Origin of the sequence: Candidatus Symbiopectobacterium endolongispinus, from assembly GCF_018777385.1 — a bacterium.
Classification (GTDB): domain Bacteria; phylum Pseudomonadota; class Gammaproteobacteria; order Enterobacterales; family Enterobacteriaceae; genus Symbiopectobacterium; species Symbiopectobacterium endolongispinus.
Genome location: NZ_JAFJYB010000001.1, coordinates 615,026 through 630,962, shown reverse-complemented (window position 1 = coordinate 630,962; position 15,937 = coordinate 615,026). Strand labels below are relative to the sequence as shown.

The window sequence follows — 15,937 nt, the reverse complement described above, 5'->3', positions numbered from 1 at the left end:
CCGCCAATGCTAATACCCACCTACATGAATAAACCGTATAGCAATAATGAAGGACCGTGGTGTTACGCATTTTCATCTGACCGCGCGCACTAAATGTTACGTTATAATTATATCATATTATACATTATAACGTAACTTTACTGCACCACAGGGGCCTGTCTGCATGGCGTTGCTGACCGTCAACAACCTCACTCTCAACCTTAATGGCATAACAAAACTCGACAACATCAGTTTTTCCCTGCATCCCGGTGAGCGTGTCGCACTCATCGGGGCATCGGGTTCTGGAAAATCGCTTACTGCACGCGCCCTGTTAGGGTTGCCCCTTACAGGCTCGATGATGAGTGGCGACATTCATTTTTCTGGGCAAAACAGATTAGCGCAGCAACCGCGCATTGCCGCCATTTTCCAAGATACCTCGGCGGCACTGCATCCGCTGATCGGTGTCGGCAAGCAGTTGGTACTGGTGCTGCGCGCTAACGGTGCAACATCCGCACGCGCCGCGTGGGAGGCAGGAATCACGTTACTGGCTACCGCCGGATTTTCTCAGCCGGAGCACATCGCCCATCGCTATCCAGGTGAACTTTCTGGCGGGCAACGTCAGCGAGTCTGTATCGCACCGGCACTAGCCAGTCAAAGCGCGCTGTTGATTGCGGATGAACCCACCACCGCACTGGACGTCATCACTCAGGCTCAGGTGCTACAGGCACTAAAGACCTATACCAGCCGTGCACCTGAACGCGCCTTGTTGTTTATTACCCACGATATCGCCGTGGCCGCTGCGCTTTGCTCGCGGGCATTGATTCTGTCCGATGGCAAGATCGTTGAACAAGGCACCATCGATGCACTAGTGCGTTACCCACAACACCCTTACACCGTTGCGCTGATGACGGCTGCACGTCAACAGCGTCAGCTGGTATCTCAGAATGCGTTAGCGCTGGCGGGATAACATAAGATGTGTGCTCCTGCATTGCACGCGGCCACGGCGCCCTCCTTCTGGCTATGCGTCAGGTAACGCATCGGTACCCGCTGCCAGGCACACGTTTCTGGCAAGCCACGCAATATCATTGCGCGATAGATTACGTGACACTGTCACTTAACAAAGGTGAGCATGTGGGATTAGTCGGTGCATCCGGTGCCGGAAAATCAACGCTGCTGAAGATTTTATTGGGATTTGAAACGCCCGATTCAGGAAGTGTGGGCTGTCAGGGCCGTGCCGTTCTTCCGGCTTCCACCGCTGCACTGCTCTGGTATCGTCAGTTGGTTCAGTATGTTCCCCAAGACCCGGCCTCCACGCTGGCCCCCCATAAAACCGTAGCGCGGGCGATTGCCGAGCCACTGCATTTTTTAGGCCATGGCGCACCGCCGATATCGGCATTGCAACGCGCTCTTGACGATGTCGCCTTGCCAGCATCACTACTGCTGCATCAGCGCGTGGGAACACTTTCCGGTGGCCAAGCACAGCGGGTAGCCATTGCGCGCGCTGGCCTTGCGACCGGCTTTCCTGATCGCTGATGAACCGGTAAGCGGTTTGGATTTACCGTTACGCGAGCAGATAACGACATTATTTGGCCAACTCGCCCAGCATTACGATATGGGAATGCTGTTGGCGACGCTGTGCCAACGCGTATTGGTCATGCATGAGGGGCAGATTGTCGAGGACAGGCCGTGTAACGCGCTGTTCTCCACGCCTGCCCATCCTCATACGCGGGCGCTGCTGGCAGCCATCCCGACACTCCCTGATTGTTATTGCTAATTTTTCCCTGAAAGGACGCTGTTATGTTGTTAGTCTATCGTCGAATTTTTCCTTTACTGCTGATCGTTGGCAGTACCGGGCTTACTGGCTGCTTTGGCAGCGAAGAGAAAACAGCAACGGAAGTTGCCAGCGATCGTATTCGCATCGCGATGCTGCAACCTCTCCGTACGGGTTTGACTCCCCTCAGCGATGACGCCTTTAAGCTTTCGAGGTGGAGCACCAGCGAAACGCTGATCGTGCTGGATGAAAACGGTGATGCACAGCCAGCCCTGGCGACGGCCTGGCAGTCGATAAACGACACCACCTGGCGCTTCACCCTGCGTCCCGATGTGCGTTTCCACGACGGTGAACCGCTAACAGCGGCCGCCGTGGTCAATGCACTCAGCACTGCGACGCGTGCCGCGCCCAAACCGCTTATTCTGGATGGTGTTACGTTGCACATCAGTGCTGATGGAGACCACGCGGTGCGGGTAACTACCGCCACCCCTGACCCCTTGTTGCCCCAGCGGCTATCCAGCCCACAACTGGCTATCCTCTCACCCAATGCGTATCACGAAGGCCGCGTTGACCCGATCCGCCACTGTAGTGGCCCCTTCGTGTTAACCGCCGTTCAGGGCACCAGCCACGCTACCCTTGAGCGCTTTGACGGCTACTGGGGCACGCCTGCGCAAGCTTCAGGTCTTGATGTTGATTTCGTTCCAGATGGAACAGCCCGCGCCGCAGCGCTGTGAAGCGGCAGCGCGGATATTGTGGAGGCCGTGCCGGTCGCGCAAGCACCCTTGATCGATCCAGCGCTAATCCATGAGGTGCCTATGCCACGCACTAATACCCTATATCTCAACACCCGCCTTGGCCCACTGCGTGATGCCGGACTGCGTGCTGCTGTGCGAGATGCCGTTCAACGGGACGTGCTGGTAAAGAACGTGTATGAGAACCGGGCGGATATTGCCCACGGCTTGCTTGGTCCGGCGCTGCGTTGGGCTGCGCCGCTGCGCCATGCGGTAGACCAGCCGACCCCTGCACGCCATCCGCAGGGAGAGGTTATCAAACTGGCGACCTTCAGCGATCGTGCGGAGCTACCGGAAGTTGCCGTTTATCTGGCACAACAGTTAACCGCAGCCGGGTTTACCGTTCAGCAAGAAGTGCGCGAATACGCCCAAATTGAAGCCGATGCGTTAGCCGGAAAGTTCGATGCCTTTATCCTGTCGCGCGCCACGGTGCTGGATTCCGGCGATCCGGTGGCTTATCTCTACAGCGATTTCAGTTGCAAAGGGTCGTTTAACCTCTCACAACTGTGCGATCCTGCTGTCGATGAGGCGTTGCTCACCGCTGCCGCTATACCAGCCGGAGAAGCGCGGCGTAAGACAATCATGGCAGCCGAACAGCGTATTATCGCCACGGATGCGGCGATCCCCTTGCTGCACGAACGGGTGATTCAGGGCGAAGCGACTGGTGTACGTCAGGCAGCACGCGATCCGCGCGAACGGATGCTGGTTACACCACAAACACACATCACCAGGCTGATGCACCAACCATGATCGCATCTCCCTTACGCTTCGGAGCGGTTATCACTCCGCTGATATCCCGTGCCGTGAGCGCCTTTGCGGTCATCGCGCTCATTGGCTTGTTGCCGTGGCTTTCCGGCAGCGATCCCGCACTCAGCGTACTGCGCGCCAAATCCGCCGAACAAGAGGCAACGCCCGAGGCGTTGCAAGCTATTCGCAGCCAACTCGGTCTCGACCAAGGCCCTATAGTGCTGTTGTGGCAGTGGTGGCGCGGTATATTACAGGGGGATGCCGGGCACTCCTGGATCTCTGGCAAGCCGGTATTACCCGCCATGTTAGACGCGGTCGGCGTATCGCTGACGCTGATGGGGGCGGCCTTAACGCTGGCCATACTGGTTGCTACGCTGCTGTGCGTTTCCACGCTGCGCAATGGGCTGAGTGGTAAGATGAATAACAGCCACGGGGCTTGTGCGATGGCGTTCACTACCCTGCCAGAATATTTGCTGGCGTCCCTGCTGCTGACCGGAGCAGTCTGGCTGGCATGGCGTATATCATGTGGTGCTGCCTGCGCTCTCGTTGGGGCTGCCCGCAGGGGGATTACTGGCACGCTTACTGGCGGATGCACTGCGCAGCACCTTCGCCAAGCCGTGGCTTATCACCTGGCGCGTGGCAGGCGTAAGCCAATTTGATTGCGCCATTGCGGTTCTGCGGCGCGCGCTGCCTGCGTTACTGCCACAGATTGGCTTGATCACCGTAGGACTGACAGGGGGTGCAGTGGCGGTAGAAAAGATCTTTGCTATCCCCGGTTTGGGTCGCGCCACGCTTGGGGCCTCAGCCGCACAGGATCTGCCCGCCCTGCAATGCTGCGTTCTGCTGTTACTGTTAATTGCAACGCTGAGCGGTACCCTTGGCAACCTATTCCGCCAGTTGATACTGGGACGCGCTCTGCGCAGCGGATCCTTGCCCACCCCAACCATCAGCCCAACCATCAGCCCAACCATCAGCCCAACCAGTCGTCCGCATTATGCCTTCCCAATGACGATTGCACTGGCGTTGGTGCTGCTGATCACTGTCGGACTGACCCGCGATCCGCTGGCCTCTGATTTTCTCCGCTTACAACCCACCAGCCTCGCGTTGCCGTTGGGCGCAGATGCCACCGGGCGCGATCTGTTGGCACGCGTGGCGCACGGTGCGTTTGCTACGCTTATCACCGCCACCGGCGTCAGCGCTGCCTGTTTGCTTCTAGGTATTCTGTTTGGGCTTTTCCCGCGCCTGTTTATTGGTCCGATGGAAATAGCCAATGCGCTACCGCCGATGATGGCGGGCCTTATCGTTGTCGCCCTGACCGGGCCCTCTACCTATGGTGCGGCACTGGCGGTGATGCTGGTAAGTTGGGCACCGCTGGCAGCGCATACTGCCGCACTGGTTGAAGAGATACTTGCGCGCCCTTACGTGCGCATAACCCCACTGCTGGGGGTTGGGCGCTGGCATCGTTTCACGGGCTATGTGCTGCCTGCACTGGTTGGCCCCGTCACGCGTCACGCCTTGGTGCGTTTTCCCGGTATCACACTGGCATTGACGACGTTAGGTTTTCTCGGATTGGGACAACAACCGCCGTACCATGAATGGGGGCGGATTGTCGCTGAAGGCATGCCTTATATTGAACGCGCCCCCTGGGCGGTACTGGCCCCTGTTACTACGCTGATGCTGCTGGCAATATTGGCAGTCTCATTGGGGCAAATGACTCACAGTGCAAAAGGTTTAAAGTGGCAGCGTCACTAAAAATAACTGAGCAGACCAACCGTCTGTGGACGTGGCACGACGATCCCCACAGCGTAAGCCGCCGGATCGCCGCAAAACACCAAAAAACGCTTCTATCGTAGTAAAGCACGCCCGTTGTGTCGTGCCATTCGCTACAGTGTGGTTATGCAACCCGCCTTTCCTGACGATGACCAAAGGCAAGCACTACGTTATTCATTCACTTGCCAGGGAACGGAATTCACCTTGCCATGACCATACAAAGATTTGTGCTGTTGTTATTTATGTTAGTGCTGCTCGGCCCATTAGCCATCGATCTTTACCTTCCGGTGATCCCTGCCATCTCACAAGGTCTGAACAGCGATAAGGCGACCATTCAATCAACCATTTCGTTGTTTATCATCATCATGGGATGGGGACAACTGGTGGCTGGCCCATTGGTTGACCGCATAGGACGCCGCCCAATGGCACTGGTCGGAACCGTGATTTACATTGTGGGTGCCATCACGGCAGCGCTGGCGACCAGTGGGACGGTGTTTATTGCTTCCCGCGTACTGCAAAGCGTTGCCGTGTGGTTGTACCGCCGTGGTGGTGTTTAGCGCTGTGCGTGACCGGTTAAACGGTGATGATGCCGCACGCACTTTCGGCTTTTTTAACGGTACGTTGAATATCGTGCCCGCTCTGGCCCCGTTTTTTTGGCGGCTTGCTGTTGCTTCTGGTTTCTGACGCTGTATGCCAGCCTTGTCCTGTTGCTCGCCCTGCGCTATCTGCCAGAAACCAGCCCGGCTGACACCCTGCGCCTGCCAGGTTTGCCCATCAAACAATATGCGCGAATCCTTTTTACCCCTCGCTTCATCGGCTTTGCTGGCTGCAATGCGTGCATTATGGGGATGGCCCTGACCTATCTGTCAGTGGCATCAGTGGTCTTGATGGTACATGGCGGTTTGTCACCGTTACAGTTCTCACTGGTGTTCGGCGCAAACGGCTTTTGGGTGATGGCAATGAGCCTTCTGGCAACGCGCGCGATCGTGAAAATTGGCCGTCCCGCTTGCCTGACGCTCAGCGTAATATTGATTGGCAGCAGTTTTTTTGTTGCTGTGCACTATCATCCTGTGGCTGCCAGAGGCGCTACAGGAGCATTGGTGGATCTTTATGGCTCCGGTGGTGGTGGCGTTTGCTGGCCTGGCGTTTGCCATCGGCCCAGCCACCAGCTATGCACTGGAACCTTATGCGAATGAAGCGGGTACGGCATCGGCGCTGGTAGGATTCGTGCAAATGGCAGGCGGCGCGTGTGTTGGGCTGGCGGTGATGGCGCTTCCCCTCTCACCACAGAGCACGCTGGCGCTTGCCATGCTGTGCGCGACGCTGTTGGCGCTGCGCGCCCAGCGTTTAAGCGCAAAGACGCGCGGCACGATTACGGCGCTCAGTTGATCGCAGCGCGATAACCCGATGGATTTACGCGCTGGCGTAACGAAATATCGACAAATCGTCATGGGCAATGTCAGGCGTCTTACCAGACATGATATCCGCCAGCAGTTGCCCTGAACCGCACGCCATCGTCCAGCCTAAGGTACCGTGTCCTGTATTAAGATAAAGATTAGCGAGCGGTGAACGGCCTACCAGCGGCGTGCCATCCAGTGTCATCGTGCGCAACCCCGTCCAAAACGTCGCCTGCTCTACCGGCCCCGCGTCATGGTAAAGATCGCGAACCACCATTTCCAACGTTTCTCGGCGTTTAGTGTTGAGGGCTGTGTCAAAACCGACGATTTCTGCCATGCCCCCAACACGAATACGACGATCGAAGCGCGTCACGGCCACTTTATACGTCTCATCAAGTACCGTTGAAACCGGTGCTGCGGCTTCGTTGGCAAGCGGCAGCGTTAATGAATAGCCTTTCAGGGGATAGGCCGGCAGGTGCATCCACTGGCGTACCAACGCCGTCGAGTAGGAACCGCAGGCTACCACATAGGCATCCGCGGTTATCGTTTGCCCATTACAGCGCACCGCCGTGATGCGATCGCCAGCCACCTGCAATTGCTCGACTGATTCGCCAAAGCGAAAAGCCACACCCGCCGCCTGTGCGATTTCAGCGAGACGCTGAGTAAACAGTTGGCAGTCACCAGTTTCATAATGTGGTAAACGCAGCCCGCCGCTGAGCTTATGCGCCACCGAAGCGAGCACAGGCTCCACGGTCGCCAGTTCCTGCGAGGTCAACAACTGGTACGGCACGCCAGCATCACGCAGAACTGCAATGTCGCGGCTGTATTCTGCCAAGCGCACCATACGTGCTTTGTTGACCTGATAATGCGCGTAATCGCAGTTCATCAGCATCTGCCACATCCAACGCGACTAGTCACTGGAGCAATCGGGCCGGATGGCTAACGGCGCATGGCGCTGGAACAGCCACTTTATGGCTTTCAAGGGGATGCCGGGCGCGGCCCAAGGTGCGGAATAACCGGGGGGAATTTGCCCAGCGTTGCCCGCACTGGTTTCCAAGGCCGGTGCAGGCTGCCGGTCAATGGCCGTGACGTCATGCTCCGCCTGACACAAATACCACGCCGTGCTGACGCCAATAACGCCACTGCCTAAAATTACAACCCGCATGTTGACTTATCTCCGTGATAATTCGCCGTTTGCGGTGCAATATGCTGCCTGAATCGCCACTACCCAAAATAAAAAGCTAATGTAACATGTGATTTACCGTTGTCACGCTTGGCTAACATACTATTTATCTATTATTACGCGGATGAAGTGCCGTTTTATGCTGCTGTTTTCGCCGCAATCTTTTCTGCCAAACACTGGTTTTCACGGCACTTTTATCAGAGTGGGCTACGATTAATAGAGTCTGCACGAAAGCGTGTAGAAGGCACTGTGGGGGGCGCGCTGATGGTGACAAAAACAAAGACTCGAGTACCGCAAGCTGAGACACCTTTGAATAATGGACCAGACTGGACGTTCGATTTGCTGCAAACCTACCTTGAGGAGATTGATCGGGTGGCGAAGCATTATCGCCTCGAAACCTACCCACATCAAATCGAGGTCATCACCTCTGAGCAAATGATGGATGCCTATTCGAGCATCGGCATGCCCATCAATTACTCCCATTGGTCTTTTGGTAAGCGGTTTATCGAAACCGAACAGCGCTATAAGCACGGTCAGCAAGGGTTAGCCTATGAGATCGTCATCAACTCCGATCCCTGTATCGCATATCTGATGGAAGAAAACACCATCACCATGCAAGCCTTAGTGATGGCGCACGCCTGTTATGGTCACAACTCCTTTTTTAAAGGTAACTATTTGTTTCGAAGTTGGACCGATGCAAGCTCCATCGTTGACTACTTGATTTTTGCCCGTCAATACATCGCCCAATGCTAAGAGCGCTATGGCGTAGAAGAGGTCGAGCAACTGCTTGATTCCTGCCATGCGCTGATGAATTACGGCGTCGACCGCTACAAACGCCCGCAAAAGATTTCGCTGGAAGAGGAAAAACTGCGTCAGAAAAGCCGTGAGGCCTATTTGCAAAGTCAGGTCAATGAACTATGGCGCCCCCTGCCACGCCGCGATCCCGAGGTTTCGCTCGAAGCGGCGCGTCGTTTCCAACGCGAGCCGCAGGAAAATATTCTCTATTTTATGGAGAAGAATGCGCCGTTACTGGAACCCTGGCAGCGCGAAGTACTGCGCATTGTACGTAAAGTCAGCCAATATTTTTACCCAAAAAAGCAGGCTCAGATCATGAACGAGGGCTGGGCAACATTTTGGCACTACACCATTCTCAATCATCTCTACGATGAAGGAAAAGTGACCGAGCGCTTTATGATGGAGTTCCTGCACAGCCACACCAATGTGGTCTATCAGCCTCCGTACAACAGCCCGTATTACAATGGCATTAACCTTTACGCGCTCGGGTTCGCCATGTTTCAGGATATCAAGCGTATTTGCCAGACACCAACGGAGGAGGACCGCTACTGATTCCCTGATATAGCAGGCAAGGACTGGCTGGAAACCCTGCATTTCGCCATGCAGAACTTCAAGGATGAAAGCTTTATCAGTCAGTTTTTGTCACCCAAGGTGATGCGCGATTTCCGGCTATTTACCGTGCTGGATGATGACCATAACAATTATCTGGAAATTGCCGCGATCCACGATGAGGAGTGCTACCGGATGATCCGTCAGGAGCTGTCCGCGCAGTATAACCTCAGCAATCAGGAACCCAATATTCAGGTCTGGAATGTGGATCTGCGCGGTAACCGTTCGCTGACGCTGCGCTATGTTCCTCATCACTGCGCACCGCTCGACAAGAGCAGCCACGATGTGATGAAACATGTACACCGACTGTGAGGATTTGATGTTTATCTGGAACAACAGAATGCAGATGGCAGCGTAGAGTTGGTTGAACGCTGTCCGCCGCGTAATCCAGGTGTCAACTGAAGCCCGTGTCACGTGTCGCGCTCACACAGTGCGCGACACGTGGCGGCGTTAATTAGCGACGAACCTCAGCAATATCGCGCGGGATCTGTTTTGCATGCTGTGCCAGATAGCGCCGCTCTCTTTTCCGTAGGTACGCACGGCATCCATCACGCGTTCGTGTTGCCATTCTTTCGCGATGGTTTCCAGACGAGCATAAAAATCAATAGCCAGCTTACGCGCTTCCGGGTTGGAGAAGTAATAACGCCCAACCAGCATATACAGCCCTTTTAGCCCGTTAAGGATTAATCCATAAATCGGGTTGCCAGAAACAAACGCCAATCCGCGGAAAATAGCATAATCCAGTTGCGTAAAGGCATCGGCGTTGTCTTCGACACTGGCACGCTGTATTAATACCTCCTGACTCTTATCAGGGTGTTGACGCAGGGCGGTACGAATAAAGATCGCAGCAATGTTGGTGCGCACAGCCAGCAGATTATCAATCAGTTGCGGCACGCTGTCATGATCGAGTCTTGCCCGCGTTTCCAGGATATTCAGCCCTGATATTTCCCAAAAATTATTAATTTTCGTGGGCTTACCGTGCTGAATCGTCAGCCAGCCATCACGTGCCAGGCGCTGTAACACCTCGCGTAACGTGGTTCGGATTACCCCGATCAGTTCCGATAATTCACGTTCCGCAGGTAAGATAGAACCGGGAGGAAAACGATTATTCCAAATACTTTCGATAATATATTCTTCCGCGAATCCAGCAGGACTTTGCGCCTTGATAACCATGTGTGTGATGTTCCATTGCGATATAAAAGCGGACTCATCATACCAGAGCAGTCCGCTATCACATAGCGTGGCAGGGAGACAAAAACAGAATTCCGACAGAAACTGTGACACTTCACAAGCTGATTTATTTAAAAGTCACCGCATTGGGCTTAGTATTGACCACGTCGTTTACCGTCAGTGAACGGTAAATCAGATTTCACACCGTTAGACAATAAGGGAACAGCAAAGAAAATGACGGACATATCGATAAGACGCGCACTGCAAAATAATTTTCTGGGGCAATGCCCCGGTTGGTATAAATTAACCCTGCTGGGTTTCCTCATCCTCAATCCTCTGGTGTTTTTTTGTGTAAGTCCTTTTTTAGCGGGCTGGTTACTTGTCGCCGAGTTTATTTTCACTTTGGGCATGGCCCTGAAATGCTACCCGCTTCAACCTGGCGGGTTACTGGCTCTGCAAGCGGTGTTTATCGGCATGACAAGTCCAGAGCAGATCTGGCATGAAGTTTCTCGCAATATTCCCGTCATCACGCTGCTGATGTTTATGGTTGCGGGTATCTACTTTATGAAACCGCTGCTGCTGTTCGTGTTCACGCGACTGTTGCTGCGTATCCAATCCAAGACGGTGCTTTCGCTCGCCTTCTGTCTAGCTGCCGCATTTCTGTCGGCTTTTCTGGATGCCTTGACCGTCATTGCTGTGGTGATTGGCGTCGCCACCGGGTTTTACGATATTTACCACCGGTACATTACCGGGCTGGATCAACAGGCCGGGGCCATCACCAATGAGCATGCACAAACGTTGGAACAATTTCGCGCCTTTCTACGCAGTCTGTTGATGCACGCGGGCGTGGGCACTGCCCTCGGCGGCGTGATGACCATGGTGGGTGAACCACAAAACCTGATTATTGCCAAAATTGCTGGCTGGGATTTTGCCAGCTTTTTCTTGCGTATGTCTGCGGTTACCGCCCCAGTATTCCTGTGCGGTATTGCTGCCTGCATTCTGGTAGAGCGTGTAAAATTTGCGGCTACGGTGCCACACTGCCGGACACTGTGCGTCAGGTACTGGGGGATTATGAACGTAAGACTAGTGCCGAACGAGCACCGCAAGAACGCGTTATGCTATGGATTCAGGGCGTTATTGGCATCTGGTTGATTGCAGCCTTGGCGTTTCATCTGGCGGAAGTGGGTTTAATCGGGCTGAGCGTTATTATTCTGGTTACTTCGTTTTGCGGCATCACCGAAGAACATGCCATTGGCAAAGCCTTTCAGGATGCGATGCCTTTTACGGCACTGCTTAACGTGTTCTTTGCCATCGTCGCGGTGATTATTGACCAGCAACTATTCACACCGCTGATTCAGTTTGTGCTTCAGGGGTCGGCGCAAAACCAGCTTACGCTGTTTTATCTGTTTAACGGCCTGCTCTCTTCTATTTCTGACAATGTGTTCGTTGGCTCTATTTATATCAACGAAGCGCATCAGGCCTTTGTACAAGGCCGCATCTCACAGGAGCAGTTTGAGTTGTTGGCGGTAGCGATCAATACCGGTACTAACCTGCCTTCAGTCGCAACACCCAATGGACAGGCCGCCTTTCTCTTTTTGCTGACTTCGGCCCTGGCCCCGCTCATTCGACTTTCTTATGGCAAAATGGTGGTTATGGCACTGCCCTATACGATAGTGATGACGCTGGTAGGCTGGCTGTGCGTTGCATTCGCATTAGTGCCTGCAACAGAACTGCTTACTGAATGGCAGTGGATAGCGCTACCAAAACTGTAAACACAGACGCATCGCTACGCACAACTATCGTGTATAGTGAACGGGTTACAACGCTTAGCCGTAGCGTGCGATCTGTCAAAGGATGGCAATCGCAGAAATGATATATAAATAGAGTATCAAATAAATAGATTGTTACGTTTTGCTCAGTGAAATTATGGCGGCATTGCCTGTACCGTCTTTGCCGCCAAATCGATCATTTTTTTAGCATGGAATATTCGTTATGTTGCGATTTCTTAACCGCTGCTCACGTGGGCGCGGTGCCTGGCTGTTAATGGCTTTGACGGCGTTTGTCTTTGAATTGGTCGCGCTTTATTTTCAGCACGCCATGTTGCTCAAACCTTGTGTGCTCTGTATTTACCAGCGCAGCGCACTGTTCGGCGTGATGGGAGCCGGGTTGCTTGGTGCTATCGCCCCCGCGACGCTGCTGCGCTATCCAGCAATTTTCCTGTGGATCTACAGCGCTGTCGAAGGATTAAAGCTCGCCTGGGAGCACACCAATCTCATGCTGCATCCTTCACCGTTTGCCGTGTGTGATTTCTTTGTCAACTTCCCGTCATGGCTGCCGCTGGACAAATGGCTGCCCTCCGTCTTCGTCGCCTCTGGTGACTGTGCCGAGCGCCAATGGCAGTTCCTGTCACTGGTCATGCCGCAGTGGATGCTGGTCATTTTCGGTGCGTTTCTGGTGATGGGGGTACTGGTGCTGATTGCCCAGCCATTCAAGCCTAAACGTCGCGATCTGTTTAGCCGCTAATCCTGTCGTTGCCAGATGGCCTGCGCCATCTGGCAATACAATAGCCTAAGATCTCGTCGACCGTCTGCGACCTCAGTGGTAAAGCAAGAGGTCTAGCGGATACCTGAGGTCCAACGCCACAACGCGTACATGCCGATTGCAAATAAACCATATTTCATCGCGATCGTTTGCCAGTATGTAATAGGCATCTGAGGTTTCAGAAGGATTAAAGCACCCCAGCACACGGTACACCGTCCCCACCGAAAATCCGCTTTGCAGCGGTAGCGGTCGAGGGCCGTTGTCCAACTCATGAATTCGTAGATATAACCCTTGTTCTAACCAAAGCATCACGCCTCACTCACCGTTAATCACATAAACTGAAAATGTAGTTAACGCTCGCGCATACCAGCAAGTTTACTAGGATAAATTGCTACACTGGCTGCATTAGCGCGCACAGTCACGTCGATTCAGGGTAGGCGGCAGCACGTACACCTAACACCGTAATTTCTATTATTTGATATCATGTATTCCCTTTATAGGAGAACATAATAAAAATAATTCACTTAAAAGAGTAATTAATATGTTTACTATAAAAGATGACAACTATTCATGTTCAGCAGCGTTAATAAACACAGCACCAGTGATGCCTACCACACATTCAAGCGTATCCACTCAAACTACAACATCACCTAATAATCCTGAAGAATATCATGCTGTTTGGACAGCATGGGAGAAAAGTTCCCCACATGGTGAAGGAGAAAAAAGAGATATCGCAGTGGCAAGACTGCAAGATTGTTTGGAAAGAAATTCTGTCTCCCTTAACTTAAGTAAACTCAACCTCAGTTCGCTACCAGATTTTATTCCCGAGCACATTTCGGAGTTACATTTAGACAGTAACAAAATTCATTAGTTACCTGAAAACTTACCAAAAAATCTTCACAAACTATATGTACATAACAATAAACTGACCACGTTACCTAGAAATATCCCTGAGACGCTACCCGAGCTTTTCTTAGCTAATAATACCATAAAATAATTTCCACAAAACCTACCACCCTATATATCAAAATTGGATATCAGTGATAACGGAATGGAAGGTCAAGTTAGCAGCGTGCCCACTTCCCTAGTGTATTTAGATTTAAGTGGAAATGCATTAAGAGGTTTATCAGCACCCTTACCGCACTCCATAAAACACATCTCATTAAATGATAATGAAATAGTAAAATCACCAAAAAAATTGCCGACATCTATTCAGTATATAAATTTAAAAAAACAATTGGTTAGAATCGCTGCCAAAAAAATATTTTTGGCATATCTAAAGACACAGAGATTCATCTCAACCAAAATCCTTTATCTGTAAAAACCATACTAAAACTGAATAAAGTCATCAACAAAGCCAACTTTATCGGCCCTAAGTTTTTTATTAAAAAATAAAAATTAGCAATATTTTACTTTCTTTGAATAACACCTTTAACTACCTTAGATAGTAGAGTAAATCATGATACCAGCCAGTAACAGTAATCCCCAACATTCGGTTTTACAATCAGACCCCACCCAGTCTATTGATCCCACTTATACAGGTCACATATCTCAAATTACATCAAGTCCGCCTAGCAAAAACCAGTACAATACCATTTGGTCAGCATGGGAGAAAGGTGCCGCACAAGGAAAAGGGGAACAAAGGGACATTGCGGTGGTAAGAATGCAAGATTGTTTGGAAAGAAACGCTAACGCCCTTGACTTAAGCAACCTTAACCTCAGCTCAATGCCCGATATTCTCCCTGAACACATTACAATGCTTACCTTAGATAATAATAAAATTGCCTGGTTACCTGACCACTTACCAACAAACCTTCGGCACCTGCATGCTTGTAATAATGAAATCTATCGTCTACCCAATCATTTCCCTGAAAACCTATCTGACTTGATTTTGTCGGGTAACAGCCTAAAAGCGTTTCCAGAAAACTTACCGTTGTCGATTACACGGCTAGACGTTAGTTACAATCAGATAGAAGGTGAGGTTAGAATTCTTCCTGCCAACCTTCACCACATAGATCTAAGCAACAATAAAATTGATGTAATACCTGATGAAATACCAAAATTTTCTCAGCATCTAAATTTAAACAATAACAAACTGAAATCAAGATCCTGTGATTTCCCTGATTCCATTCAATACTTTAACCTCGGACACAATGAATTAACCACTTTACCTGACGATTTACCAAGAAGTATCAAATATTTGGATTTGAGTAATAACAACTTACAAACATTACCAGCATGCATTACATGGCTACCGAGAAATACGGTAATCCATATTGAAAAAACCAGCTCAACGAACAAACGACACAGAAATTACAACGTGTTCTACACGACCCCAACTGCTATATATTTATTTGATTTTTTATGTATGAGCACGCACAGACTTGAATAGTATTTTTCCTTTAATAACCGTTCTACACTGTTTTTCATCTGACTGCCCGCCTTTAGCGACGTTACGGCAGTGGTTAGATTTACAGGAAAAGAATAAGCCCACCGAAGTGAGCCTAAATGTAAACTTGACCTCAGTTGCTTACTTTGGCAAAGCCCATGTCTGCGCAAAAGAACCCGTGCAGCTTTGTAATTTAAGTGGTTTATCAAGTCCCACTGAAGTCAGACATCTTTTTGTCTCAATATTTTTAACGTGGGTAGGTCCCGTGGTCAGCGCATCCCAATGCTGAGCGGGATCCTTGAGATCGCATCGCTTAACTACAGGGCCAATCCAGCTATCAGCCAGGTACCAATCCTGACTGAGTTCAATGATATTGAAGGTCGTAGTAATGGGTGTAGTTTTTGATGTCTCGGGGCATGGTAACAGGGTGGGAACATCATTTTCCCCCTGAACTACACAATTACGGCCTCTGGCAATACTCACAAAGCAGTTAACCGTCGTGGCGTTCAGCGTAATGACAGACGCCTGAGCAAGATCCTGCTCACTGACTGTGTTCTTGCCCGCTGCCATCAATGATGCTGAACTGGCCATGAAAGCCAGAATAACGGCTAACCGGCTGCATACCTTTGCGTTTTTCATACTATTCCTCGTGTCGATTCAATAGTCTTGATACCACAGCGCCATCCTGACGCTGGCCTAGCTCGCCAGGTCTTAGAGTGAGAAAGATACTTCATTTATCACAACGACAAGTCACTAAACCCCGAATTACTGCCCGTAATTAGAATCATGCGCACT

General features: G+C 51.6%; 8 protein-coding genes and 7 pseudogenes. 11 read left to right on the top strand and 4 right to left on the bottom strand.

Annotation, left to right across the window (positions count from 1 at the left end; genetic code table 11):
* The first annotated feature begins 163 nt into the window (after positions 1-163).
* From JZM30_RS03220 to JZM30_RS03195, 6 genes and pseudogenes are all read left to right on the top strand, one after another.
* Positions 164-946: an ATP-binding cassette domain-containing protein gene (locus JZM30_RS03220; RefSeq protein WP_252317549.1), complete on the top strand. Its 783-nt coding sequence runs from the start codon at positions 164-166 to the stop codon at positions 944-946.
* Between the two features lie 134 nt (positions 947-1,080).
* Entirely contained in the window at positions 1,081-1,512 is a 432-nt protein-coding gene (locus JZM30_RS03215) for an ATP-binding cassette domain-containing protein (protein ID WP_252317548.1), read from the top strand.
* Complete coding sequence (locus JZM30_RS03210) at positions 1,472-1,753, top strand: hypothetical protein (protein WP_252318017.1); 282 nt, start codon at positions 1,472-1,474, stop codon at positions 1,751-1,753. Before JZM30_RS03215 ends, JZM30_RS03210 begins: the two co-directional genes overlap by 41 nt.
* Before the next feature lie 23 nt (positions 1,754-1,776).
* Positions 1,777-3,291 (top strand): annotated as a pseudogene (locus JZM30_RS03205) (ABC transporter substrate-binding protein).
* A pseudogene (locus tag JZM30_RS03200) lies at positions 3,288-5,040 on the top strand (ABC transporter permease subunit). The pseudogenes JZM30_RS03205 and JZM30_RS03200 overlap by 4 nt, the downstream one beginning before the upstream one ends.
* A 233-nt stretch (positions 5,041-5,273) precedes the next feature.
* Positions 5,274-6,447 (top strand): annotated as a pseudogene (locus tag JZM30_RS03195) (multidrug effflux MFS transporter).
* A 24-nt stretch (positions 6,448-6,471) separates the two neighbouring features.
* Here the strand turns inward: JZM30_RS03195 and JZM30_RS03190 are convergent.
* Positions 6,472-7,620 (bottom strand): annotated as a pseudogene (locus tag JZM30_RS03190) (D-amino acid dehydrogenase).
* A 282-nt stretch (positions 7,621-7,902) separates the two neighbouring features.
* Between JZM30_RS03190 and JZM30_RS03185 the strand changes: the two are divergent.
* Positions 7,903-9,444 (top strand): annotated as a pseudogene (locus JZM30_RS03185) (SpoVR family protein).
* A 52-nt stretch (positions 9,445-9,496) separates the two neighbouring features.
* On the opposite strand, the pseudogene fadR reads toward JZM30_RS03185, so the two are convergent.
* Positions 9,497-10,215: pseudogene (gene fadR / locus JZM30_RS03180) on the bottom strand (fatty acid metabolism transcriptional regulator FadR).
* Between the two features lie 231 nt (positions 10,216-10,446).
* Between fadR and nhaB the strand changes: the two are divergent.
* A pseudogene (gene nhaB / locus JZM30_RS03175) lies at positions 10,447-11,984 on the top strand (sodium/proton antiporter NhaB).
* A 220-nt stretch (positions 11,985-12,204) separates the two neighbouring features.
* Positions 12,205-12,735 carry a disulfide bond formation protein DsbB gene (gene dsbB / locus JZM30_RS03170; protein ID WP_252317547.1) on the top strand — a complete coding sequence of 177 codons (531 nt, stop codon included), beginning with the start codon at positions 12,205-12,207 and terminating at the stop codon, positions 12,733-12,735.
* Positions 12,736-12,807: 72 nt separating this feature from the next.
* Here dsbB and JZM30_RS03165 read toward each other — a convergent pair whose 3' ends face one another.
* Entirely contained in the window at positions 12,808-13,062 is a 255-nt protein-coding gene (locus JZM30_RS03165) for a hypothetical protein (RefSeq protein WP_252317981.1), read from the bottom strand.
* Positions 13,063-13,294: 232 nt separating this feature from the next.
* Here JZM30_RS03165 and JZM30_RS24260 point away from each other — a divergent pair, with 232 nt between their 5' ends.
* A complete protein-coding gene (locus JZM30_RS24260; protein WP_367115840.1) occupies positions 13,295-13,624 on the top strand; it encodes a leucine-rich repeat domain-containing protein in 330 nt (109 codons plus the stop codon).
* Positions 13,625-14,212: 588 nt separating this feature from the next.
* Positions 14,213-15,145, top strand: a complete 933-nt coding sequence (locus JZM30_RS03160; protein WP_252317545.1) for a leucine-rich repeat domain-containing protein — start codon at positions 14,213-14,215, stop codon at positions 15,143-15,145.
* Between the two features lie 138 nt (positions 15,146-15,283).
* On the opposite strand, the gene JZM30_RS03155 is transcribed toward JZM30_RS03160, so the two are convergent.
* Positions 15,284-15,781 carry a ricin-type beta-trefoil lectin domain protein gene (locus tag JZM30_RS03155; RefSeq protein WP_252317544.1) on the bottom strand — a complete coding sequence of 166 codons (498 nt, stop codon included), beginning with the start codon at positions 15,779-15,781 and terminating at the stop codon, positions 15,284-15,286.
* Positions 15,782-15,937: the final 156 nt, after the last annotated feature.